Source organism: uncultured Zoogloea sp., from assembly GCF_937894855.1.
GTDB classification, from domain to species: domain Bacteria; phylum Pseudomonadota; class Gammaproteobacteria; order Burkholderiales; family Rhodocyclaceae; genus Zoogloea; species Zoogloea oryzae.
The window spans coordinates 1-20,642 of record NZ_CALAYQ010000129.1 but is presented as its reverse complement, the minus strand read 5'-3'; the positions used below and the strand labels follow the sequence as shown (position 1 = coordinate 20,642).

Genomic DNA, 20,642 nt, shown 5'->3' with positions numbered 1-20,642 from the left:
TGTCGGCTTTGTGACATTCCGCCCCCCGAAATCCGCCCCTCTTTGGTGCGTGCCCCACAATTCCGCACGCCGCCGGGCATTTGCGGCACTGCAGCGAGGTTGGCATGGCTTATGCGTTGGGCTGGCTAAACCCGAACAGAGGCGCCATCCCATGAAGGACTTCCTGCTACTGCTGTTGTCGACCGCGTTGGTGAACAACGTGGTGCTGATCAAGTTTCTTGGCCTGTGCCCGGTGATGGGCGTCTCCAAGAGCGTGGACAGCGCCCTCGGCATGGGCCTGGCGACCACCTTCGTGATCACCCTGGCGGCCGGCGCGTCGTGGATGCTCGACAACTGGCTGCTCCAGCCCCTGGGCCTGGGCTATCTGCGCATCCTCACCTTCATCCTGGTGATCGCCGCGGTGGTGCAATTCACCGAGATGTTCATCAAGAAATCGAGCCCCGGGCTGTACCAGTCGCTGGGCATCTACCTGCCGCTCATCACCACCAACTGTGCGGTGCTGGGTGTGGCGCTGCTCAACGTGCAGCAGGGCTTCAGCCTGTTCAAGAGCCTGGTGTATGGCTTCGGGTCGGCCCTGGGTTTCACCATCGTGCTGCTGATCTTTGCCGGGCTGCGCGAGCGCGTGGCCCTGGCCCGGGTGCCGGCGGCCTTCGCCGGCGCGCCGATCGCCTTCGTCACCATCAGCCTCTTGGCCCTGGCCTTCATGGGCTTCTCGGGCATGAACGTGTAAGGGAGCGCCGCAAAATGTTGATCGCCATCTTCAGTCTCACCGTGCTTGGCGCCGTGCTCGGCGTCGTGCTGGGTATCGCCAACAAGGCCCTGCGGGTCGAGGGCAACCCGGTGGTGGATGAACTCATCGCCATGATGCCGGGCTCGAACTGCGGCCAGTGCGGGTTTCCGGGCTGCTCCGGCGCCGCCACCGCCATCGTCGATGGCACGGCGCCGCCCACCTGCTGCCCGCCCGGTGGCAAGAGCCTCGCTGCGGCGATCGCCGCCAAGCTGGGTCTCACCGTCGATCTGTCGGGGCTGTCGGACGACGGCCCGAAGATCGCGATGGTGGCCGAGGAGTTGTGCATCGGCTGCTGCCGCTGCAGCAAGGTGTGTCCGACCGACGCCATCGTCGGCGCGGCCAAGCAGATCCACAACGTGCTGCGGGAGGCCTGTACCGGTTGCAGCAGTTGCGTCGAGAAGTGCCCCACCGAGGCGCTGGCGATGAAGCCGGTGCCGGTCACCGTCCAGCACTGGGTGATGCCCAAGCCGCTGGCAGCATGAGGAAAGCGATGACGACCCGCGAACGCAATCTGCCGGCTGCCGTGGTCACGGCGCAACGGGTAACGGGAGCCTAAGGAGCCACCATGGACTTCAGCAGTCTGATCAAGAAACTCACGGGCAAGCACTGGGGCGTGCATCCGGCCGACCACAAGCGGCCGGCCGCCGACCAGCCCGTCCATGCGGTGCCGCTGCCGCAGCGCCTGCATCTGATGCTGTCCCAGCACGTGGGCGCCGCCGCGCGCCCGGTGGTGCTGGTGGGCCAGAAGGTCAGGAAGGGCGAGCTGATCGCGGCGGCCCAGGGCAACATCTCGGCCCCGCTGCATGCGCCCACCTCGGGTGTCATCAGCGCCATCGGCGAGATCACCGCGCCCCACGCCTCGGGCCTGCCGGCGATGGCGATCACCCTCACGGTTGACGGCGACGACCGCTGGATCGAACCCGACAACCTGCCCGCCGACCCCTACGCCCTGGCCGCGGCCGACGTGGCCGCGCGGGTGGCCGCCGCCGGCGTGGTGGGGATGGGCGGGGCGACCTTCCCGTCGTCGGTCAAGCTCAACCTGGGGCGCCGCTCCGACATCGACACCCTCATCATCAACGGCAGCGAGTGCGAGCCCTATCTCTCGTGCGACGACCGGCTGATGCGCGACAAGGCCGCCGAGATCGTCTCGGGCATCCGTCTGATGCTGGTGGCCACCGGCGCCGGCTGCGCCAAGGTGGGGATCGAGGACAACAAGCCCGAGGCCATCGCCGCCATGGGCGAGGCGGCCAGGGGCTTCGACAACATCACCATCGTGCCGGTGCCGGCGCGCTACCCGATGGGGTCCGACCGCCAGCTGATCGTCGAGCTGACCGGCCGCGAGGTGCCGTCGGACGCCCGCGCCGCCGACGTGGGGGTGATCGTTCATAACGTGGGCACTGCCCGGGCCGTGCATGACGCGGTGGTGCTGGGTCGGCCGTTGGTGAGTCGCCTCGTGACGGTCAACGGCGCCGCCGCGGCCATGCCCGGAAACTACGAGGTGCCGCTGGGCATGCTGGTGAGCGACCTGATCGCATTCACCGGCGGGGCCAGGGGCGAGGTGGCCCGGCTGGTGATGGGTGGCCCGATGATGGGCACCCTGCTGCCCCATGCCCGGGTGCCGGTGGTCAAGGGCACCAGCGGCATCCTGCTGCTCGACGCGAAGGAGGCCGAGGCCATGGAGCCGGAAGCCTGCATCCGCTGCAGCAGCTGCGTGAAGGCGTGCCCGATGGGGCTGCTGCCCCTCGAGATGAGCGCCCGCATCCGCAACGACGACCTGGATGGTGCGATGGACCTGGGCCTCGCCGACTGCATCGCCTGCGGCTGCTGCGCCTACGTGTGCCCGTCGCACATCCCGCTGGTGCAGTACTTCTACCACGCCAAGGGCGATCTCTCGGCCCGGGAGCGCGCCAAGCTGAGCACCGAATCCACCAAGAAGCTCGGCGTTGCCCGGCAGGAGCGGCTGGAGCGTGAAGCGCGCGAGAAGGCCGAAGCCGCCGCCAGACGCAAGGCCGAGCGAGCCGCCCAGCAGGCTGCAGCCGCTGCCGCCGCGGCGCCAGCCAGCACCGAACCGAAGAAGGGAGAAATCGCGTGAATCTCGCCACCCTCCAGGGCGAAGCGATCGCCTCGCCCCACGCCCACGGCGGCAACACCGTCGGGCGCACCATGGTCCGGGTCCAGCTCGCGCTGGTGCCGGCCACCCTCTACGGCTTCTGGCTGTTCGGCTGGCCGTCGTTCTTCCTGTGGCTGCTGACGGTGGTGTCGTGCCTCGTCTTCGAAGCCATGGCTCTGCGCATGACCGGCTCCACCCGCGTCCGCAAGACGCTGTTCGACGGCTCGGCGCTGCTCACCGGCTGGCTGCTGGCGATGACCCTGCCGCCGTGGGCGCCCTGGTGGGTGGCGGTGGTGGGCGGCTTCATCGCCATCGTGATCGGCAAGCAGGTGTTCGGCGGGGTGGGGCAGAACGTCTTCAACCCGGCGATGGTCGCCCGGGTGGCGCTGCTGGTGTCGTTTCCGGTGCCGCTCACCCAGTGGGTGCTGCCCATGAGCCTGGCCAGCGTGCAGGCGCCGGATTTCCTGCAGGGGCTGCACATCTTCGTGACCAGCGCGCCGCCGCTCGACGGCATCGCCAGCGCCTCGCTGCTGGGCCACACCAAGACCGAGATGTCCCGGGGCATCGACCTGCTGCAGTCCCTCGCCGCCGCTAACGCGCCGGCGCTGTCATGGTTCGGCACCCGGGCGGGCAGCCTGGGCGAATCGGCCTCGCTGCTGATCCTGGCGGGTGGGCTCTACCTGCTGGCCACCGGCGTCATCACCTGGCACACGCCGGTGGCGGTGCTGGCGGGGCTGGCGATTCCGGCGGCCATCGGCCACGCGGTGGACCCGGCCCATTACCTCGGTGTTGCCGAGCACCTGCTCTCCGGTGCGGCGATGCTCGGCGCCTTCTTCATCGCCACCGACTACGTGACATCCCCCAACACCGGCCCGGGGCAGATCGTCTTCGGGCTGTGCATCGGTCTCATCACCTGGATCATCCGCACCTGGGGTGGCTACCCCGAGGGCATGGCCTTTGCCGTGCTGATGATGAACGCCCTCACGCCGGTCATCGACCGCCTGGTCAAGCCGCGCATCCTCGGCCGCGACCGCAAGGGCAAGCCGCTGGAAATTCCGGCCAAGTAAGGGAGCGCCTGACCCATGAAACTGGACGAAATCCGCGAGCACATCGGCTACCAGCCGGTACTGCTCGGCATCGTGGCCCTGGTGGCGAGCGCCGCGCTGGCGATGGCTGCTGGCGCTACCGGCGAGGCCATCGCCGCCGCCGAAGCCAAGGACCTGCGGGATTCCCTCGCCGAGGTGCTGCCGGCCGGGCTGGCCGACAACGATTTCCTGAAGGACACGCTGGCCATCGACAAGGCCGGCAAGCCGGTGACGATCTACCGCGCCCGCCACGCCGGGGCCGTGAAGGCCGCGGTGTTTCAGGTGGCCGAGCGCGGCTACGCCGGCGAGATCAGCATCCTGATGGCCGTCGATGCCGAAGGCCACACCCTGGGCGTGCGGGTGCTCAAGCACACCGAGACCCCGGGCCTGGGCGACAAGATCGAGGTGAAGAAAGACCCGTGGGTGAAGGCCTTCGACGGCAAGTCCCTGGGTGATCCGGCCCCCGAGCGGTGGGGGGTGAAGAAGGACGGCGGCGTGTTCGACCAGTTTGCCGGCGCCACCATCACGCCGCGGGCGGTGGTCAAGGCGGTGAAGGGCGGGCTGGATTTTTATGCCGAGCACCGCACGGAAATCACGGGAGGCTGACATGAGCAACGACTACCGCAGCATCATCAAGGAAGGCCTGTGGGACCAGAACGTGGTGTTCTCCCAGCTGCTGGCCATGTGTCCGACCATGGCGGTCACCACCAGCGGCACCAACGGCCTGGGCATGGGGCTGGCGACCACCGCGGTGCTGGTGGTCTCCAACGTGCTGGTGTCGATGATCCGCCACACCGTCAGCTCCCAGGTGCGCATTCCGGTGTTCGTGGTGCTCATCGCCACCCTGGTGACGGTGGTGGACATGGCCATGAACGCCTGGCTGCACGATCTGTACAAGGTGCTCGGGCTGTTCATCGCGCTGATCGTGGTGAACTGCGCCATCCTCGGTCGCGCCGAGGCCTTCGCCGTCAAGAACGGGGTGGCCGCCTCAGCGGTGGATGGGCTGGCGATGGGGCTGGGCTTCACCGGCGCGCTCACCGTGGTGGGGCTGCTGCGGGAGTTCCTCGGCGCCGGCACGCTGTTCGCCCAGGCATCCAACCTGCTCGGACCATCGTTTGCCTTTCTTGAAATGAAACTGCCCGGCTATGGCGGCGCACTGCTGATGATCCTGCCGCCCGGCGGATTTGCCCTGCTGGGCTTTCTGCTCGCCGGCAAACGGGCGATGGAGCGGCGCGCCGAAGCCAGGGCGTCGGCGCGGGGCCGCGGGCTGGCCACGCCGTCGGCCGCTTGAGGAGATACAAAATGCAGATTGGCGTTGCCTACTCCGAACCCGGAAACCAGATCTGGGTGACCATCGAGGTGCCCGAGACGGCCACGGTGACGGATGCCATCAAGCGCTCGGGCATCCTTGACCAGTTCCCCCACATCGACCTCACGAAGCAGAAGGTCGGTGTCTTCGGGCGGCTGGTGAAGCCCGATGCGGCCCTGCGCCCGGGTGACCGGGTGGAGATCTACCGCGCCATCATCGCCGACCCGGAAACCGTGCCCCGGCGCGATCTCGCCGACGACTGACCTGCCTCGACCGGCCGGCCCGCCCGGCCGGTTTCATGTCGGCTCCCCGATTTTTCATTTGCCTTCGAGAATGCCGATGTCCACTCATCCTTCGCACCCACCCTCAACGGGCCGGGCGCTGCTGGCCCTCGGCCTGCTGCTCCCCGTGTCGGCCTTCGCGGCCGGCAGCCTGCCGTCCGTCGGCGGCATCCCGCTGGATTTCATCCTCTTCGCGCTCACCCTGCTGGGTGTGGCGCTGTTCCATAACGCCACCCTCTACGTGGCCCTTGTCGGCCTCGTCACCATCAGCGCCTACAAGGTGCTCATCACCGGCTTCAAGACAGGCGCCGGCGTGGCGGGCCTCGTCGGGCACCTGGGGCATGAATGGGTGACCATCGCCAACCTGTTCTGCCTGCTCACCGGCTTTGCGCTGCTCGCCCGGCATTTCGAGAAGAGCCACGTGCCGGTGATCCTGCCGCGCTTCCTGCCGGACGACTGGAAGGGCGGCTTCCTGCTGCTGGTGATGGTCTTCGTGATCTCCAGCTTTCTCGACAACATCGCCGCGGCGCTGATAGGCGGCGCGATGGCCCATCAGCTCTTCAAGGCCAAGGTGCATGTGGGCTACCTGGCCGCCATCGTCGCGGCGTCCAATGCGGGTGGCTCGGGCAGTGTGGTGGGCGACACCACCACCACCATGATGTGGATCGACGGGGTGAGCCCGCTGATCGTGGTGGATGCCTACGTGGCGGCGGGGGTGGCGCTGCTCATCATCGGCTACTTCGGTGCCCGTCAGCAGCACGCCTACTCGCCCATCCTGCGCCACGCCCACCAGCACACCCACGTGGACTGGGGGCGGATCTTCATCGTGCTGACCATGCTGGTGTTCGCGGTGGGGACTAACATCACCATCAACATCAAGTTTCCGGAGATGGCCGACGCCTTCCCCTTCATCGGTGTGGCTGTGTGGGCGGCGATCCTGCTGACCATCCCGGTGCGTCGCCACGACTGGGAGGTGCTGCCGGACACCATCAAGGGTTCGGTCTTCCTGCTGTCGCTGGTGCTGTGCGCCTCGATGATGCCGGTGGAGGAGCTGCCCGCCGCCTCGTGGCAGTCGGCCCTTGCCCTGGGCTTCGTGTCGGCGGTGTTCGACAACATCCCGCTCACCGCGCTGGCCCTGCGCCAGGGCGGATACGACTGGGGCTTCCTGGCCTACGCGGTGGGCTTTGGCGGTTCGATGCTGTGGTTCGGCTCGTCGGCCGGGGTGGCCCTGTCGAGCATGTTCCCCGAGGCCCGCTCGGCGGCCCAGTGGCTGCGCCACGGCTGGCACGTACCGGTGGCCTACGTGACCGGCTTCTTCATCATGCTCACGGTGCTCGGCTGGCACCCGGATGCCGACCACAACGCCCCGGCGCCGGTGGCGCTGGAGGCGCCCTTGGCGTCCCCCGCCAGCCACTGAGTACCTCCGCGCTTCTGCCTGAAGGCCGCTGCTCTGGCGGCCTTTGTCTTTGGTGGGGCGCTGTTGGGTTTGTACCGGCAGCGGGGTTTTGTCGGCTTTGCGACATGCGTGAAATGACCGTCAGGCCTTTAAAAACAGGGGTTTGGAGCTGGCACTCAAATTGCTGGTAGGTGCCTGAACCCTTGGAGAGGCCAGCATGAAAGCCAGCGAAATCCAGGCCCTGCTCGACGAGCCGGCCTGCAGCCACAACAAGAAGGAAAAGTCCGGGTGCGCCAAGCCCAAGCCCGGCGCCACCGCCGGCGGGTGTTCCTTCGATGGCGCCCAGATCGCGCTCCTCCCGATCGCCGACGTGGCCCACATCGTCCACGGCCCCATCGCCTGTGCGGGCTCATCGTGGGACAACCGGGGCACCCGCTCCTCCGGCCCCACGCTGTACCGCATCGGGATGACCACCGATCTCTCCGAGACCGACGTGGTGATGGGCCGCGGCGAGAAGCGCCTGTTCCACGCCATCAAGCAGGCCATCGACAGCTACTCGCCGGCCGCGGTGTTCATCTACAACACCTGCGTCACCGCGCTGATCGGCGACGACGTGGAGGCCGTCTGCCGCGCCGCCACCGAGCGCTGGGGCACCCCGGTGGTGCCGGTGGATGCGGCCGGCTTCTACGGCACCAAGAACCTGGGCAACCGGCTGGCCGGCGAGGCGATGTTCAAGCACGTGATCGGCACCCGCGAGCCCGAACCCGCCGCGCCCCGCGCCGACGGCCTGCCCACCTACGACGTGAATCTGATCGGCGAATACAACATCGCCGGCGAGTTCTGGCACGTGCTGCCGCTGTTCGACGAACTGGGTCTGCGCATCCTGTGCACCCTGTCCGGCGACGCGCGTTTCCACGAGGTGCAGACCATGCACCGGGCCAAGGTGAACATGGTGGTGTGCGCCAAGGCGCTGCTCAACGTGGCCCGCAAGATGGAAGACAACTTCGGCATCCCGTTCTTCGAGGGCAGTTTTTACGGCGTGCAGGACATGAACAACGCCCTGCGCGACTTCGCCCGGATCATTGGCGACGCCGACCTGATCGCCCGCACCGAGGCCGTCATCGCCCGGGAGGAGGCCAAGTCCCGCGCGGCGCTCGACCCCTGGCGCGAGCGCCTCAACGGCAAGCGCGTGCTGCTCTACACCGGCGGCGTGAAGTCCTGGTCCATCGTCTCGGCCCTGCAGGACCTGGGCATGAAGGTGGTCGCCACCGGCACCAAGAAGTCGACGGAAGAGGACAAGGCGCGCATCCGCGAGCTGATGGGCGACGACACCAAGATGATCGACGACGGCAGCCCCAAGGCGCTGCTGTCCACCTACCACGAGTACAAGGCCGACATCCTCATCGCCGGCGGCCGCAACCTCTACACGGCCCTCAAGGCGCGCATCCCCTTCCTCGACATCAACCAGGAGCGGGAATTCGGCTACGCCGGTTACGCCGGCATGGAAGAGCTGGCCCGCCAGCTGGCGCTGTCGATGGGCAGCCCGGTGTGGGCGTCGGTGCGCAAGCCCGCGCCGTGGGCTGCGAAGCAGGGCCCCGGCACCGTGCTGGCCGCCTGAAAGATGAACGACGCCCCCCGACGCGCCTGCGGCGTGGAGAGCCGGCTTTGCACAGCAGGCCCGTTCGGCAGGCATGGCGCGGTGCGCCATGAAATCCCTGCCTCACCCCCCCACTGGGGGGCTGGCCGGCCGCTTCGGAGCGGCCGCGCGCGGCCGGCCCAAGAGCCGTGCCTTCGTTTCATGTGTCGCGGGTTGCGCGACGCGCAGTGGAGAAACTGATATGGCTGAAATCGTCCAATCCAAGAAGGCGCTGGCGGTCAATCCGCTCAAGGTGAGCCAGCCGGTGGGGGCCTCGCTGGCTTTCCTCGGCCTGGGCCGGAGCCTGCCGCTGATGCACGGCTCGCAGGGCTGCACGGCCTTCGGCAAGGTGTTCTTCGTGCGCCACTTCCGCGAGCCGATTCCACTGCAGACCACGGCGATGGATCAGGTGGCCTCGATCATGGGCGCCGACGACAACGTGGTCGAGGGCCTGCGGGTGCTCTCCGAGAAGAGCAAGCCCGACGTGATCGGCCTCGTCACCACGGGGCTTTCGGAAACCCAGGGCACCGACATCCGCCGCACGGTGCGGATCTTCCGCGAGAAGCACCCGGAATACGCCGGAGTGGCGGTGGTGCCGGTGAACACGCCGGACTACGTGGGCTGCCTGGAGAGCGGCTACGCCCTGGCGGTGGAATCGATGATCGACGTGCTGGTGCCCGAAGGCCGCAGTGCCGGGCGCCGGCCCAAGCAGGTCAATGTGCTGGCCTCGGGCATGCTCACCCCCGGCGACATCGAGGCGATCCGCGAGTGGATCGAAGCTTTCGGCCTGCGTGCGGTGGTGCTGCCGGACATCGGCGATTCCCTCGACGGGCACCTCACCGACGCCGAGTTCTCGTCCCTCACCATCGGCGGCACGCCCCGGGCGGAGATCGAGATCATGGGCGAATCGGCCGCCACGCTGGTGGTCGGCCCGTCGCTCTTCAAGGCGGCGGATCTGCTCCGCGCCCGCACCGGCGTGCCCGACTACCGCTTTGCCGGCCTGATGGGGCTGGAGGACTGCGACGCCTTCACCCAGGCGCTCGCCGACATCTCCGGCCAGCCGGTACCGGCGCGCATCGACCGCTGGCGCGCCCAGTTGCAGGACGCGATGGTCGATTGCCACTTCATGCTCGGCTTTGCCCGCGTGGCCCTGGCGGCCGACCCGGATCTGCTGGGCATGCAGGCCACCTTTCTCACCGGCATGGGCGCCGAGATCGTCGCCGCGGTGAGCCCGGCCAAGCACGAGAGCCTGGCGCTGCTGCCGGTGCCGAAGATCGTCATCGGCGATCTGGAAGACCTGGAAAAGGACGCCCGCGCCGGCGGCGCCCAGGTGATCGTTGCCAACTCCCACGCCGCGGGCACCGCCGAGCGGCTGGGCCTGCCCCTGATGCGGGCCGGCTTTCCCCAATACGACCAGGTGGGCGGCTATGCGCGCACCTGGGTGGGCTACCGCGGCACGCGGCAGGCCTTGTTCGATTTCGCCAACCTGATGCTGAGGCAACACCATGAACTCGAACCCTATCAATCAATCTACCGGGCCGAGCCCCGCCTCGGCGACAACCATGGCTCCCCGTCGTCTGCAGCTGGTCTGGTCCATTAAAGAGGAGCCCGCCGCCGTGCTCAGGGTCGCCTTCGCCTCCACCGACCGCAGTCGGGTCAATCAGCACTTCGGCGCCGCCGAAGGTTTCGCCATCTACGAAGTGGTGCCCGACAAGGCCACCCTCGTGGGCGTCGCCGACTTCCCCGAAGAGGCGATGGACGGCAACGAGAACAAGCTCGCCGCCAAGGTTGAGTTTCTCGCCGGCTGCCACGCGGTGTACGTGATGGCCATCGGCGCCTCGGCGATCAAGCAGCTCATGGCCAAGGGCATCCAGCCGATCCGCACCGACGAGGTGGACGCCATCCCCGAGCTGCTGGCCGAGATCAGCCGTGCGATGAAGGAGGGCGGTGTGCAGTGGATCGACCGCGCCATCGCCGCCCAGACCAAATCCGACGACCGCTTCTCGGAGATGGAAGACGAGGGTTGGCAGGGATGAGCGCGCCCTTCATCGAACACCGCGGCGTGGTGCGCCGCATCGAGGGCGGCAAGGCCATCGTCGCCATGGAGACCGGCGGCTGCTCGTCCTGCGGCCACGTGAGCGCCTGCGGCGTGGGCAAGATGGCCGGCGACCGCCCGGCCACGCTGCTCACCGTGCCCCTCGAAGCGGGCGTGGCGGTAGGTGATGTGGTCTCCGTCGGCCTGCCGGCGGCGGGCCTGTCGGCCAGCGCCGTGCTCGGTTACCTCTTTCCGGCCATCGCCATGCTGCTGGGGGCGGCGCTCGCTGCCGCCTTCGACGGCCGCGATGGCGTTACTGCACTGGGGGCGATGGGGGGCTTTCTCGCCGCCCTGATCCTCGCCCGATTTGCGATCGCACTGGCGCCCCGCCTGATGCCCGCTCCCCGGCTCGTGCCGATCCGCACGCCTTCCTCACCCATTTCCATCCAGGAGTTTCATCATGACTGACCCCGTCGTCGAACGCGATCCCATCCTCGATACCGATTTCATCAAGGAGATGGCCCGCCAGATGCGCGCCCTCGACACCTACGGCACCTACCAGGGCTGGACGGTGGAGAAGATCCTCGATCCCTACGTCCTCACCAAGGAACGCAAGGCCGAAATCCCCCTCATCGGCGACCCGGACGACGTGACCATCGCCCGCGTGAAGGCCTTCTACAACGCCATCGCCGTGCTCATCGAGAAGGAATGCAAGCAGCTCGCCGTGCCGCTGGTGCATCTGACCCACGAAGGCTTTGGCCGCGCGCTGATCACCGTCGGCAAGCTGGTCGCCGTGGATCGCACCCTGCGCGACGTGCATCGCTTCGGCTTTGCCAGCCTCTCCAAGATGAAGGACGAGGCCGACAAGATCCTCTCCGTGGCCCTTGAGCGCATCGGCGAATACCCCGCCGTCGCCGGGATGTGAGCAGGGAGGCCGTCATGAGCACCGCCGAAGAGATCGCGGCCCTCGACAAGGAAGTGAAGAAGCTCAAGCGCATCGCTTCCGAATGGGCCTCCCAGCTGCACGACCTCGTGGAAGACCGCCTGCCGGCGGGCTACCACGAGATCCCGGGCATTTCCCAATCCACGTACGACGCCTGCCAGGCATGGGCGGAGGCCAACGCCCGCCTGTCTGCGGCACAGAAAGGTTGATTCATCATGGCGCAGATCACTGGCCTGACCCGCGGGGGCGTGGAATGGACGCCCGAATTCGTCACCAACCTGGATCAGGCCAAGTGCATCGGCTGTGGCCGCTGCTACAAGGTCTGTCCGCGCAACGTGCTCGATCTGGTCGAGCGCGAGCTGGAGGATGACGACGACTCCGACGACGACAACATGATGGTGATGTCCATCGCCAACGGCGCCGACTGCATCGGCTGCGGCTCCTGCGGCCGGGTGTGCCCGAAGGACTGCTACACCTACTCGCCGGCGAGCGTGTGATGTCCGGGCCCGTGCCTGCCGCCGCGGTCGCGCCGCAGCCCGACGCCGCCACCGGGGCCGCCGTGTGCGCGGCCCTGCGGCGGGAGGTGGAGCGCCTTGGCCTGTCCATCGGCAACGAGCCGGACTGGTCGCTGCTCTCCTTCGAGGAGAAGATCGACCCCTTTTCGCAGGAGGTGAGCCTGATCGGCACCTGGCGCGGCTCGGCGCGCTACGGCACGGTCACGCTGTTCCCCGACGGGCGGGTGTTTGCCGAATACCAGGTGCTGCTGCCCCATCCCGACAAGCCCGAGAGCTACGTGGAATCCGTGCAGGTGTGGGGCAAGCCCGACAAGCTTCGCGGCGAGGCCGTGATCGCCGCCTACATGACCTGACGATGGACACGCAGCCGCGGCTGATCCTGCTGCACAAACACAAGACCAGCGGGCGGGTGCGTTTTCTGTGCCTGCCCTATGGCGTCGTCGCCTTCAAGGCCCTGCCGGCGCTGGCCGCGCTGCGGGACGAGGACTGGTCGCCGAAGGTCCAGATCCACCCTGCCGCCGTCGTGCGCGAGGCGGAGGTGCGGCTCGGCCTGCCCGAGGATGCCATCGACCCGGAAGGCGATTTCCAGGCGTGGGTGGATACCCCGGGCGGCGACGTGCCGGTGCTGCTGGGCGCCTTTGCCGGCATCGACCCGCCCTTCGGCGCGGCCGACCGGATCGGCGCGCGTTTCATCGCCATCACCGAATCCCGCGCCCTGACCGACGTGGAGCGCCAGCTCCTGCGCCGGGCCTACGAGCATGTGCTGGGGTGACCCGCCGCGCTCACACGCCCGGCATCGGTGCGAAGCCCGGCAGGGCCTTGACCCGCGCGATCCACGCGCGGATGTGGGGGACGTCGCCCAGGGACACGCCGCCTTCCGGGGCCAGCGCCACGTAGGGGAGCACCGCGCAGTCGGCAATGGTCGGCCGGTCCAGCGCCAGCCAGTCGTGATCGGCCAGCCGGGCCTCGATCAGCGGCAGGATGCGCGCCGCCCGGCGCAGGGTGTCGGCCTTGTCGAGGGCGTAGCCGAACTTGTCCACCAGCCGCGCCGCGCCGGGGCCGTTCTGCACTTCGTTGGCGGCGGTGGACAGCCACTGCACAACCTCGGCCATCGCCGCCGGATCGCCGGGCAGCCACGCTTCGCCGGCGTAGCGGCGGGCGAGATAGACGAGGATCGCCTGGGAATCCCGCAGCACCACCTCGCCATCCACCAGGATCGGCAGCTCGCCCCACGGGTTGAGCTCGATCAGGGGCGGGCGCTTGTGCTCGCCGCCGAGGAAATCCACCGGCACGATCTCCAGCGGAATGCCCGCCAGGGCAGCAAGCAGGCGGACCTTGTAGCAGTTGCCGGAGAGGGTGAGGTCGTACAGTTTCATGGGTGTCTCCTTTTCTCGTTGGGGCGTCAGGGCTTGGGAAGTGAATCGCGTTCGGCCAGCTCGCGGGCCGAATAGCGCGGAGTGATGTGCTGCGAGCAGTTCCAGTCGAAGGCCGCGATGTGCAGCACCATCACCCGCTCGGTGGGTGGCGCGCCGGGCAGACCGACGGCGGCGACCAGCTCCGGGTCGGCCTCGTCGGCGGGCAGCACGGTGATCTCGGCGAGCAGCTTGAGGCGCCGGCGGTTGGGGTAGTCCATCAGGATCAGCGCCGCCTTGGGCTGGCCTGCCAGATTGCCGACGCTGACGAACTGGCGGTTGCCGCCATAGTCGGCAAAAGCCAGCGTGCGCGCGTCGATCACCCGCAGAAAGCCCGGCGGGCCGCCCCGGTGCTGCACGTGGGGCCAGCCGCCTTCGCCCACGGTGGCGAGGTAGGCGCTGTCGCGAGCGGCGATGAAGGTGCGCTCCCGATCGCCCAGGATCGCCTCGGGGTTGCCCGCCGGCGTGGGCAGCGGGGCGCCCAGGTAGCGCTGCTGGGTGGCGCGTACGCCGGGCGTGCAGGTGATGTCGGCAAAGTGGCGGGACATGGCAGGTTCTCCGGACCGTTTTGGCTATCGTGATCCTTTCGATTGCGGCAATAAATACGCGTTTGAGAATTTCATTGGTGCAGCGATCGGTTTAATCTTGGCCGCATGGACAAGTTCAAGGCGATGAACACCTTTGTCGGCATCGTCGAGGCCGGCAGCCTGACGGCCGCCGCGGATCGGCTCGGGGTGTCGCTGGCGGCGGTGGTGCGCAGCCTCGCGGCGCTGGAGGAATCCCTCGGCGTGCGCCTGCTCAACCGCAGCACGCGGCGCATCGCGCTGACCGAAGAGGGCCGCGACTACCTGGAGCGCAGCCGGCGCCTGCTGGCCGATCTGGCCGACATGGAGAACGCCGTCACCGCCCGGCGCACGCGGCCGTCGGGGCGGCTGGTGATCACCGCGCCGGTGATGTTCGGCCGGCTGCACGTGGCGCCGGTGGTCACCGATTTCCTCGCCGAACATCCCGAGATGAGCGTCGAGCTGCTGCTGGTGGATCGGGTGCTCGATCTCCTCGACGAGAGCATCGACCTGGCGCTGCGCATCGGCGCGCTGCCGGATTCGGGGCTGGTGGCGGTGCCGGTGGGCAGCACCCGCCGGGTGACCTGCGCGAGCCCGGGCTACATTGCCCGCCACGGCCGGCCGATGCACCCGGCGGAGCTCGCCGGCCACGCGGTGATCCGCCTCACCGGGCTGGGAGACGGGCACGAATGGCATTTCGAGCGGGTCGGCGAGCGGGGCAGCGAGCACGTGCGGGTGCCGGTGCGCAGCAGCTTCGCTACCAATCAGGTGGACGTGGGGCTGGATGCCTGCCGCAAGGGCGTGGGCTGCGGGCGTTTCCTGGCCTATCAGGTGCGCGCGTCGGAGGCCGCCGGCGAGCTGGAGCGGCTGCTCGACGACTGGGCACCGCCGGCGGTGCCGGTGAGTCTGCTGTATCCCCACGGGCGGCTGCTGCCGTCCCGGGTGCGGGCCTTCCTCGACTGGGCCGCGCCGCGCCTGCGCGAACGCCTGGCCGGCTGATCGAGCGCGTCGCGGCGGCGGCGCGAATCCCCCATTGTCGTAAACGCGACACGCCTCCGACAGTCGTCCGAAGGCTGACATCCCTATCAAAAACAACGGTTTGCCGGTTTGGCGGGACGTGGCACGTCCCTTGCAAAGAGGAGGCATAGCCCCCCAAATCGGAGAACCGAAATGATCAATCTCACCCCCGCTGCCGTCAAAGCCGTCCAACGTTTCATCCGCGGCTCCGAAACCCCCGTTGCCGGTCTGCGCCTGGTTGTTTCGGGCGGCGGCTGCTCCGGCCTTCAGTACGGCATGAAGCTCGAGGCCGAGAAGGCTGAGGACGACTGGGAACTGGAAATCGACGGCGTGAAGCTGCTGGTGGACCCGATGACCATGCCGATGATCGACAACGTCACCGTGGATTTCGTCGATACGCTCACCCACACCGGTTTCAAGTTCGACAACCCCAACGCCAGCGCCAAGTGCGCCTGCGGTTCTTCGTTCTCGGTTTAAGGAGCTGCCGCCATGTGGGAATACTCAGACAAGGTCCGCGAGCACTTCTTCAACCCGCGCAACTCCGGCCCGCTGGAAGAAGCCAACGGCATCGGCGACGTGGGCTCCATCCAGTGCGGCGATGCGCTGCGCCTGATGCTCAAGGTCGAGCCCGAGACCGAGATCATCCAGGACGCGCACTTCCAGACCTTCGGCTGCGGCTCGGCGATCGCCTCGTCGTCGGCCCTCACCGAGATGATCAAGGGCATGACCCTGGATGAAGCCCTCAAGGTTTCCAACCAGGACATCGCCGACTTCCTCGACGGCCTGCCCCCCGAGAAGATGCACTGCTCGGTGATGGGCCGTGAAGCCCTGCAGGCCGCCATCGCCAACTACCGTGGCGAGGAGTGGAGCGACGACCACGAGGAAGGTGCGCTGATCTGCAAGTGCTTTGCCGTGGACGCGGTGATGATCGAAGACGTGGTGAAGGCCAACAACCTCAACACCGTCGAGGAAGTCACCTTCTACACCAAGGCCGGTGGTGGCTGCGCCGCCTGCCACGAAGGCATCGAGGAGATCCTCGCCAAGGTGATGGCCGAGCGCGCCGGCCCCGGCGAAGTGTCGCCCCCGCCCGCCTGCCCGGCCACCCCGGAAGCGCCGAAGCCGCCTTCCACCAAGCTCACCCTGGTGCAGAAGATCAAGAAGATCGAGGAAGTCCTCGAAGCCGTCCGCCCGATGCTCCAGCGCGACCACGGTGACGTGGAACTGGCCGACGTGCAGGGCAAGAAGATCTACGTGCATCTGAAGGGTGCCTGCTCCGGCTGCATGATGGAAGCGGCCACCCTGGGCGGCATCCAGCAAAAGATGATCGAGGCGCTGGGCGAGCTGGTGCAGGTTCTGCCCTCGTCCCACATGCCGGTTGAGGCGTAATCCCCCGATACGCCAGCACCCGCGATCCGGTCGGTGGCCGGATCGCCGCGACACCCTAACAGAACATAGAGAGGCCCGTGCCATGAAACCCGTCTATCTCGACAACAACGCCACGACGCGGGTCGATCCTGCGGTGGTGGAGGCCATGCTCCCGTTCTTCACCGAGCATTTCGGCAACGCCTCGTCCATCCACGCCTTCGGCAGCGAAGTGGGCAAGGCCCTCAAGAAGGCGCGCAGTCAGGTGCAGGCGCTGCTGGGCGCCGAGCACGACTCGGAGATCATCTTCACCTCCTGCGGCACCGAATCCGATTCCACCGCCATCCTCTCGGCCCTCAAGGCCCAGCCGGAGCGCAACACGGTCATCACCACCGTCGTCGAGCACCCGGCCATCCTGACCCTGTGCGAATGGCTCGAGAAGGAGGGCTACATCGTCCACAAGCTCAAGGTGGATAAAAAGGGCCGCCTCGACATCGACGAATACAAGTCGCTGCTGAATGACCGCGTGGCCGTGGTGTCGGTGATGTGGGCCAACAACGAGACGGGCACGATCTTCCCGGTGGAAGAGATGGCCGAGCTGGCGGCGGCCAAGGGCATCATGTTCCACACCGACGCCGTGCAGGCCGTGGGCAAGATCCCCATCGACCTGAAGAACACCAAGATCGACATGTTGTCGCTCTCCGGCCACAAGCTCCACGCGCCCAAGGGCATCGGCGTGCTCTACCTGCGCCGCGGCTGCCGCTTCCGTCCGCTGCTGCGCGGCGGCCACCAGGAGCGCGGCCGTCGCGCCGGCACCGAGAACTCGGCGTCCATCGTCGGCCTCGGCATGGCCTGCGAGCTGGCGATGAAGCACATGGAAACCGAGAACACCACCGTGCGTGCCCTGCGGGACAAGCTGGAAAAAGGCATCCTCAGCCAGATCACCCACTGCTTCCCCACCGGCGACGTGGCCAACCGGCTGCCCAACACCAGCAACATCGCGTTCGAATACATCGAGGGCGAGGCCATTCTGTTGCTGCTCAACAAGCTGGGCATCGCCGCCAGCTCGGGTTCGGCCTGCACCTCGGGCTCGCTGGAACCTTCCCACGTGATGCGGGCGATGGGCATCCCCTACACCGCCGCCCACGGCACCATCCGCTTCTCCCTGTCGGTGTACAACACCGAAGAGGAAGTGGACCGCGTCATCGCCGCCGTCCCGCCGATCATCGAACAACTGCGCAAGCTCTCGCCCTACTGGGGCGACAAGGGCCCCTCCGCCAACCCGGAAGCCAGCTTCGCCCCGACCTACGCGTAGGCCGGCATCGAACGTAACTCCTCAAGCAGTAACCAAGGCTTGGCCCCGGAAGCAATTCCGGGGCTCTTTTTTTGGGGGGCGCGACGGGCGGACGGCCAATCGCAGGCGGAAGGGCAGGGGAAGGGGGGGTAGGAGCGCGCAGTCGATACGCGTCTGCGTAACAGCGTGCCGACCGCGGTCAGCTTATCGCTGGACGGGCGTCTCGGGGCCGGTGGCTACCGGCCGGGCCGGATCTGCGCACCACTCGCTCCATGAGCCCGCGTAGAGCCGTGCGCCGGAGAGGCCCGCGGTCTCCATCGCCAGCAGGTTGTGACAGGCCGTGACGCCGGAACCGCACTGCAGCACCACGTTGTGCGCGTCGCCGCCGTTGATGAGCTTGCCGAACTCTTCCTGGAGCTGGGCGCCCGACTTGAAGCAGCCGCTGGCGTCCAGGTTGTCCTTGAAGAAACGGTTGATCGCACCGGGAATGTGGCCGCCCACGGGGTCGAGGGTCTCGTTCTCGCCGCGGAAGCGGTCGGGCGCCCGGGCGTCGATCAGCAGCATGGCCGGATCGTGCAGGTGGCTCAGCACGAAGTCGGCATCAACCCGCAGCTGCTTCTGTACCCTCGGCGTGAAGGCCGCGGCGGTGGCCTGCGGCACGTGTGTGACGACCGGGTGGCCGGCAGCTGTCCATGCCTGGATGCCGCCGTTTAGCACCGCAACGCGATCATGTCCCAGCCAGCGCAGCAGCCACCACAGGCGCGACGCGAACATGCCGCCGGCGTCGTCGTAGGCGACGACCTGGGTGTTCGGGCCGACGCCGAGGCTGCCGAGCTTGTCGGCCAGAAGCTGCGGATCGGGCAACGGATGGCGGCCGTTGAGGCCGGAGCAGGGGCCGGAGAGGTCTTCTTCGAGATCGAGGAAGAACGCGCCGGGCAGGTGCCCCGCCCCGTAGGCGTCCCGGCCGGCGGCCGGATTGGCGAGGTTGAAGCGGCAGTCGAAGAAGCGCCACGCGGGCGTGGCCAGGGTGGCGGCCTCCTGGACGCTGACGAGCTGGGTGAAGGGCTGCGGCACGACCGGCGTCCTCAGGCGACCGGCGATTCGATGCCGCTGAGCCAGGCTTCGGCGTCATCGACGTCTTCGAAGACGCGCACGTCGGCGTCCACGAAGATCTTCGACAGCCAGGCGCTCCAGGCGACCCACTGGTCGTCGGTGAGGATGGCGATGCGCGCGAAGTCGTGGGCGTGGGCCCGGGCGAAGCGGATTTCCTCGAGGGCCATGTCGATGGTGAAGCCGCTCATTTCCCGCAGGTCGAAGAACAGGCTGACCGGCCCTTCAAACCTGACCTTGTAATTGACGACTTCTTCGAACTCCTTGTAGTCGGCGAGGGTGAATTCGCCGAAGACGGTGAGATTGACCCGGCTTTCCTTCTGGTCGGTGGTGATCATTTCCTGGGTCCTCTTGGGGGTGAAGGGATGCCAGCAGTGTAGCCCTGCACGCCCCGCGCTTCAATCGGACTCAAGCGCTGGCGCGGGTCGGCGCGAGACGACGGAGATCAGCACGCCGCTGGCGATGATGGTGGCGATGCCCAGCAGCGAGGCCCAGGGCAGGCGCTCGTCCCACAGGGCGACGCCGAACAGGCTCGAGAAGATCACCGTGCTGTAAGACAGGTTGGCCGACACGACCGTCTTGCCGTAGCGGTAGGCGCGGGTCATGGCGAGCTGGGCGAAGCCCCCGAAGCCGCCCACGCCCAGGACGATCGCCAGGGTGCGGGCGTCCATCGGATGCAGGCCGCCGGACAGCATCGCCCAGCCGAGCCCGAACAGGCTGGTGACGAAGGAGAACCACAACACGGTGCGGGCTTCCGGTTCGCCGACGCGGCCGAGTTCGCGCACGTTGATGTAGGCGATGCTCGCCAGCATGCCGCCCGTCATGCCCACCAGCGCGCCGAACCATTGGTCTGGCTGCAAGGTGGGCTTGAGGAGCATCACCACGCCGGCAAAGCCCAGGGCGATGGCGGCGAAGGCGCCGCGTCCGGGGCGCTCGCCGAACCACAAAATCAGCAGCAGGGCGACGAACAGCGGGGAGGTGTAGCTGAGGGTGACGGCGGTCGCCAGCGGCAGTACGCCGAGGGCAAAGAAGTAGCACATCAGCGAGATGGTGCCGGAGAACCCACGGGACAGCTGCATGCGCCAGTGGGGCGTGCGCCACGGGATGCCCTGCCAGCGGATCAGCGCCAGCATCATCACGAAGCCGACAAAGCCCCGGTAGAACACCAGTTCGCCGGTGGCAAGATGCGCCGAGCCGAGCTTGACGCAGACGCCCATGCAGGCGAACAGCAGGCTGGCGGCGATCATCCAGAGGGATTGCATGGCGGGGGCCGAGGACGAAAGCGCCCGATTCTACCGGAGGCCCGCACCGGTCCCGGAAAACCACGTGAAAAACCCCCGGGGGCTTGCGCCCGCGGGGGTCGATCGACCAAGCGTGCCGGTGAGGGTTACCGGCGATCGAAGCTTAGTGGAACTGCTCTTCTTCGGTGGAGCCGGTGAGGGCCTTGACGGAGGAGGAGCCGCCCTGGATGACGGTGGTCACGTCGTCGAAGTAGCCGGTGCCGACTTCTTGCTGGTGCGAGACGAAGGTGTAGCCTTGTTCGCGAGCGGCGAATTCCGGTTCCTGAACCATTTCAACGTAGTGCTTCATGCCTTCGCCGCCGGCGTAGGCCTTGGCGAACTTGAAGGTGTTGTACCAGTTGACGTGGATGCCAGCCAGGGTGATGAACTGGTACTTGTAGCCCAGCGCCGACAGTTCTTCCTGGAAGGAAGCGATCTGCGAGTCGTTGAGGTTCTTCTTCCAGTTGAAGGACGGCGAGCAGTTGTAGGACAGCAGCTTGCCCG

General features: G+C 67.6%; 26 protein-coding genes and 1 pseudogene. 21 read left to right on the top strand and 6 right to left on the bottom strand.

Going from position 1 to position 20,642, the window contains the following annotated elements:
* The first annotated feature begins 151 nt into the window (after positions 1-151).
* The 17 genes from rsxA (at position 152) to Q0672_RS14780 (ending at position 12,872) form a co-directional block, all read left to right on the top strand.
* Positions 152-730 carry an electron transport complex subunit RsxA gene (rsxA, locus tag Q0672_RS14860; protein WP_153161137.1) on the top strand — a complete coding sequence of 193 codons (579 nt, stop codon included), beginning with the start codon at positions 152-154 and terminating at the stop codon, positions 728-730.
* A gap of 14 nt (positions 731-744) precedes the next feature.
* Complete coding sequence (locus tag Q0672_RS14855; protein ID WP_153161138.1) at positions 745-1,272, top strand: RnfABCDGE type electron transport complex subunit B; 528 nt, start codon at positions 745-747, stop codon at positions 1,270-1,272.
* An 83-nt stretch (positions 1,273-1,355) separates the two neighbouring features.
* The gene (gene rsxC, locus Q0672_RS14850; protein WP_298623362.1) at positions 1,356-2,882 is read left to right on the top strand and encodes an electron transport complex subunit RsxC; all 1,527 of its coding nucleotides are present in this window, start codon (positions 1,356-1,358) and stop codon (positions 2,880-2,882) included.
* Complete coding sequence (locus tag Q0672_RS14845; protein WP_298623360.1) at positions 2,879-3,967, top strand: RnfABCDGE type electron transport complex subunit D; 1,089 nt, start codon at positions 2,879-2,881, stop codon at positions 3,965-3,967. Before rsxC ends, Q0672_RS14845 begins: the two co-directional genes overlap by 4 nt.
* A gap of 15 nt (positions 3,968-3,982) precedes the next feature.
* Complete coding sequence (gene rsxG, locus Q0672_RS14840; RefSeq protein WP_298623358.1) at positions 3,983-4,591, top strand: electron transport complex subunit RsxG; 609 nt, start codon at positions 3,983-3,985, stop codon at positions 4,589-4,591.
* A gap of 1 nt (position 4,592) precedes the next feature.
* Entirely contained in the window at positions 4,593-5,276 is a 684-nt protein-coding gene (locus Q0672_RS14835) for an electron transport complex subunit E (RefSeq protein WP_298623356.1), read from the top strand.
* An 11-nt stretch (positions 5,277-5,287) separates the two neighbouring features.
* Positions 5,288-5,557: an RnfH family protein gene (locus Q0672_RS14830; RefSeq protein WP_153161142.1), complete on the top strand. Its 270-nt coding sequence runs from the start codon at positions 5,288-5,290 to the stop codon at positions 5,555-5,557.
* Positions 5,558-5,633: 76 nt separating this feature from the next.
* On the top strand, positions 5,634-6,992 hold the full coding sequence (locus Q0672_RS14825; protein ID WP_298623352.1) for a citrate transporter: 1,359 nt from the start codon (positions 5,634-5,636) through the stop codon (positions 6,990-6,992).
* A gap of 196 nt (positions 6,993-7,188) precedes the next feature.
* Positions 7,189-8,589: a nitrogenase iron-molybdenum cofactor biosynthesis protein NifE gene (gene nifE / locus Q0672_RS14820; protein ID WP_298623350.1), complete on the top strand. Its 1,401-nt coding sequence runs from the start codon at positions 7,189-7,191 to the stop codon at positions 8,587-8,589.
* A gap of 220 nt (positions 8,590-8,809) precedes the next feature.
* Positions 8,810-10,207 (top strand): nitrogenase iron-molybdenum cofactor biosynthesis protein NifN, encoded by a 1,398-nt coding sequence (gene nifN, locus Q0672_RS14815; protein WP_298623348.1) that lies wholly within the window; start codon positions 8,810-8,812, stop codon positions 10,205-10,207.
* Entirely contained in the window at positions 10,170-10,643 is a 474-nt protein-coding gene (locus tag Q0672_RS14810; RefSeq protein WP_153161145.1) for a NifB/NifX family molybdenum-iron cluster-binding protein, read from the top strand. Before nifN ends, Q0672_RS14810 begins: the two co-directional genes overlap by 38 nt.
* On the top strand, positions 10,640-11,110 hold the full coding sequence (locus Q0672_RS14805) for a SoxR reducing system RseC family protein (protein ID WP_298623346.1): 471 nt from the start codon (positions 10,640-10,642) through the stop codon (positions 11,108-11,110). The genes Q0672_RS14810 and Q0672_RS14805 overlap by 4 nt, the downstream gene beginning before the upstream one ends.
* Positions 11,103-11,567 carry a NifX-associated nitrogen fixation protein gene (locus Q0672_RS14800; RefSeq protein WP_153161147.1) on the top strand — a complete coding sequence of 155 codons (465 nt, stop codon included), beginning with the start codon at positions 11,103-11,105 and terminating at the stop codon, positions 11,565-11,567. The genes Q0672_RS14805 and Q0672_RS14800 overlap by 8 nt, the downstream gene beginning before the upstream one ends.
* 14 nt (positions 11,568-11,581) lie before the next feature.
* On the top strand, positions 11,582-11,794 hold the full coding sequence (locus Q0672_RS14795; RefSeq protein ID WP_153161148.1) for a CCE_0567 family metalloprotein: 213 nt from the start codon (positions 11,582-11,584) through the stop codon (positions 11,792-11,794).
* Between the two features lie 3 nt (positions 11,795-11,797).
* A complete protein-coding gene (gene fdxB / locus Q0672_RS14790; protein ID WP_304951751.1) occupies positions 11,798-12,082 on the top strand; it encodes a ferredoxin III, nif-specific in 285 nt (94 codons plus the stop codon).
* Entirely contained in the window at positions 12,082-12,453 is a 372-nt protein-coding gene (locus Q0672_RS14785) for a hypothetical protein (protein WP_298623342.1), read from the top strand. Before fdxB ends, Q0672_RS14785 begins: the two co-directional genes overlap by 1 nt.
* Before the next feature lie 2 nt (positions 12,454-12,455).
* Entirely contained in the window at positions 12,456-12,872 is a 417-nt protein-coding gene (locus Q0672_RS14780; protein ID WP_298623340.1) for a hypothetical protein, read from the top strand.
* 10 nt (positions 12,873-12,882) lie between these two features.
* Here the strand turns inward: Q0672_RS14780 and Q0672_RS14775 are convergent, their stop codons facing one another.
* Together Q0672_RS14775 and Q0672_RS14770 are read right to left on the bottom strand one after the other, a co-directional pair.
* Positions 12,883-13,476, bottom strand: coding sequence for a glutathione S-transferase family protein (locus Q0672_RS14775; RefSeq protein WP_298623338.1), 594 nt, complete (start codon positions 13,474-13,476; stop codon positions 12,883-12,885).
* A gap of 26 nt (positions 13,477-13,502) precedes the next feature.
* A complete protein-coding gene (locus tag Q0672_RS14770; RefSeq protein WP_298623336.1) occupies positions 13,503-14,060 on the bottom strand; it encodes a pyridoxamine 5'-phosphate oxidase family protein in 558 nt (185 codons plus the stop codon).
* Positions 14,061-14,165: 105 nt separating this feature from the next.
* Between Q0672_RS14770 and Q0672_RS14765 the strand changes: the two genes are divergently transcribed.
* The 4 genes from Q0672_RS14765 to nifS all read left to right on the top strand — a co-directional run bounded on the left by Q0672_RS14765 (position 14,166) and on the right by nifS (position 17,769).
* The gene (locus Q0672_RS14765) at positions 14,166-15,074 is read left to right on the top strand and encodes a LysR family transcriptional regulator (protein WP_298623334.1); all 909 of its coding nucleotides are present in this window, start codon (positions 14,166-14,168) and stop codon (positions 15,072-15,074) included.
* A gap of 171 nt (positions 15,075-15,245) precedes the next feature.
* The gene (locus Q0672_RS14760) at positions 15,246-15,569 is read left to right on the top strand and encodes an iron-sulfur cluster assembly accessory protein (RefSeq protein WP_153161155.1); all 324 of its coding nucleotides are present in this window, start codon (positions 15,246-15,248) and stop codon (positions 15,567-15,569) included.
* Positions 15,570-15,581: 12 nt separating this feature from the next.
* Entirely contained in the window at positions 15,582-16,478 is an 897-nt protein-coding gene (nifU, locus tag Q0672_RS14755; RefSeq protein ID WP_298623332.1) for a Fe-S cluster assembly protein NifU, read from the top strand.
* An 82-nt stretch (positions 16,479-16,560) separates the two neighbouring features.
* Complete coding sequence (gene nifS / locus Q0672_RS14750; RefSeq protein ID WP_153161157.1) at positions 16,561-17,769, top strand: cysteine desulfurase NifS; 1,209 nt, start codon at positions 16,561-16,563, stop codon at positions 17,767-17,769.
* 183 nt (positions 17,770-17,952) lie between these two features.
* Here the strand turns inward: nifS and Q0672_RS14745 are convergent, their stop codons facing one another.
* From Q0672_RS14745 to Q0672_RS14730, 4 genes and pseudogenes are all read right to left on the bottom strand, one after another.
* Positions 17,953-18,774, bottom strand: a complete 822-nt coding sequence (locus Q0672_RS14745) for a sulfurtransferase (protein ID WP_298623384.1) — start codon at positions 18,772-18,774, stop codon at positions 17,953-17,955.
* 59 nt (positions 18,775-18,833) lie between these two features.
* Positions 18,834-19,196: an STAS/SEC14 domain-containing protein gene (locus Q0672_RS14740; protein ID WP_298623328.1), complete on the bottom strand. Its 363-nt coding sequence runs from the start codon at positions 19,194-19,196 to the stop codon at positions 18,834-18,836.
* Positions 19,197-19,256: 60 nt separating this feature from the next.
* Positions 19,257-20,120, bottom strand: coding sequence for a DMT family transporter (locus Q0672_RS14735; protein ID WP_298623325.1), 864 nt, complete (start codon positions 20,118-20,120; stop codon positions 19,257-19,259).
* 142 nt (positions 20,121-20,262) lie between these two features.
* A pseudogene (locus tag Q0672_RS14730) lies at positions 20,263-20,642 on the bottom strand (isocitrate lyase); the annotation flags it as partial.

Bases quoted from the DNA above. Each gene is read 5' to 3' on its own strand.
- nifE (WP_298623350.1), top strand. From the start codon at position 7,189: ATGAAAGCCAGCGAAATCCAGGCCCTGCTCGACGAGCCGGCCTGCAGC.
- Q0672_RS14805 (WP_298623346.1), top strand. From the start codon at position 10,640: ATGAGCGCGCCCTTCATCGAACACCGCGGCGTGGTGCGCCGCATCGAG.
- Q0672_RS14740 (WP_298623328.1), bottom strand. From the start codon at position 19,196: ATGATCACCACCGACCAGAAGGAAAGCCGGGTCAATCTCACCGTCTTC.
- rsxA (WP_153161137.1), top strand. From the start codon at position 152: ATGAAGGACTTCCTGCTACTGCTGTTGTCGACCGCGTTGGTGAACAAC.
- nifS (WP_153161157.1), top strand. From the start codon at position 16,561: ATGAAACCCGTCTATCTCGACAACAACGCCACGACGCGGGTCGATCCT.
- nifN (WP_298623348.1), top strand. From the start codon at position 8,810: ATGGCTGAAATCGTCCAATCCAAGAAGGCGCTGGCGGTCAATCCGCTC.
- Q0672_RS14795 (WP_153161148.1), top strand. From the start codon at position 11,582: ATGAGCACCGCCGAAGAGATCGCGGCCCTCGACAAGGAAGTGAAGAAG.
- Q0672_RS14775 (WP_298623338.1), bottom strand. From the start codon at position 13,476: ATGAAACTGTACGACCTCACCCTCTCCGGCAACTGCTACAAGGTCCGC.
- rsxC (WP_298623362.1), top strand. From the start codon at position 1,356: ATGGACTTCAGCAGTCTGATCAAGAAACTCACGGGCAAGCACTGGGGC.
- Q0672_RS14785 (WP_298623342.1), top strand. From the start codon at position 12,082: ATGTCCGGGCCCGTGCCTGCCGCCGCGGTCGCGCCGCAGCCCGACGCC.
- Q0672_RS14735 (WP_298623325.1), bottom strand. From the start codon at position 20,120: ATGCAATCCCTCTGGATGATCGCCGCCAGCCTGCTGTTCGCCTGCATG.
- Q0672_RS14810 (WP_153161145.1), top strand. From the start codon at position 10,170: ATGGCTCCCCGTCGTCTGCAGCTGGTCTGGTCCATTAAAGAGGAGCCC.
- Q0672_RS14760 (WP_153161155.1), top strand. From the start codon at position 15,246: ATGATCAATCTCACCCCCGCTGCCGTCAAAGCCGTCCAACGTTTCATC.
- nifU (WP_298623332.1), top strand. From the start codon at position 15,582: ATGTGGGAATACTCAGACAAGGTCCGCGAGCACTTCTTCAACCCGCGC.
- Q0672_RS14825 (WP_298623352.1), top strand. From the start codon at position 5,634: ATGTCCACTCATCCTTCGCACCCACCCTCAACGGGCCGGGCGCTGCTG.
- Q0672_RS14770 (WP_298623336.1), bottom strand. From the start codon at position 14,060: ATGTCCCGCCACTTTGCCGACATCACCTGCACGCCCGGCGTACGCGCC.
- rsxG (WP_298623358.1), top strand. From the start codon at position 3,983: ATGAAACTGGACGAAATCCGCGAGCACATCGGCTACCAGCCGGTACTG.
- Q0672_RS14830 (WP_153161142.1), top strand. From the start codon at position 5,288: ATGCAGATTGGCGTTGCCTACTCCGAACCCGGAAACCAGATCTGGGTG.
- Q0672_RS14855 (WP_153161138.1), top strand. From the start codon at position 745: ATGTTGATCGCCATCTTCAGTCTCACCGTGCTTGGCGCCGTGCTCGGC.
- Q0672_RS14835 (WP_298623356.1), top strand. From the start codon at position 4,593: ATGAGCAACGACTACCGCAGCATCATCAAGGAAGGCCTGTGGGACCAG.
- Q0672_RS14780 (WP_298623340.1), top strand. From the start codon at position 12,456: ATGGACACGCAGCCGCGGCTGATCCTGCTGCACAAACACAAGACCAGC.
- Q0672_RS14765 (WP_298623334.1), top strand. From the start codon at position 14,166: ATGGACAAGTTCAAGGCGATGAACACCTTTGTCGGCATCGTCGAGGCC.
- Q0672_RS14800 (WP_153161147.1), top strand. From the start codon at position 11,103: ATGACTGACCCCGTCGTCGAACGCGATCCCATCCTCGATACCGATTTC.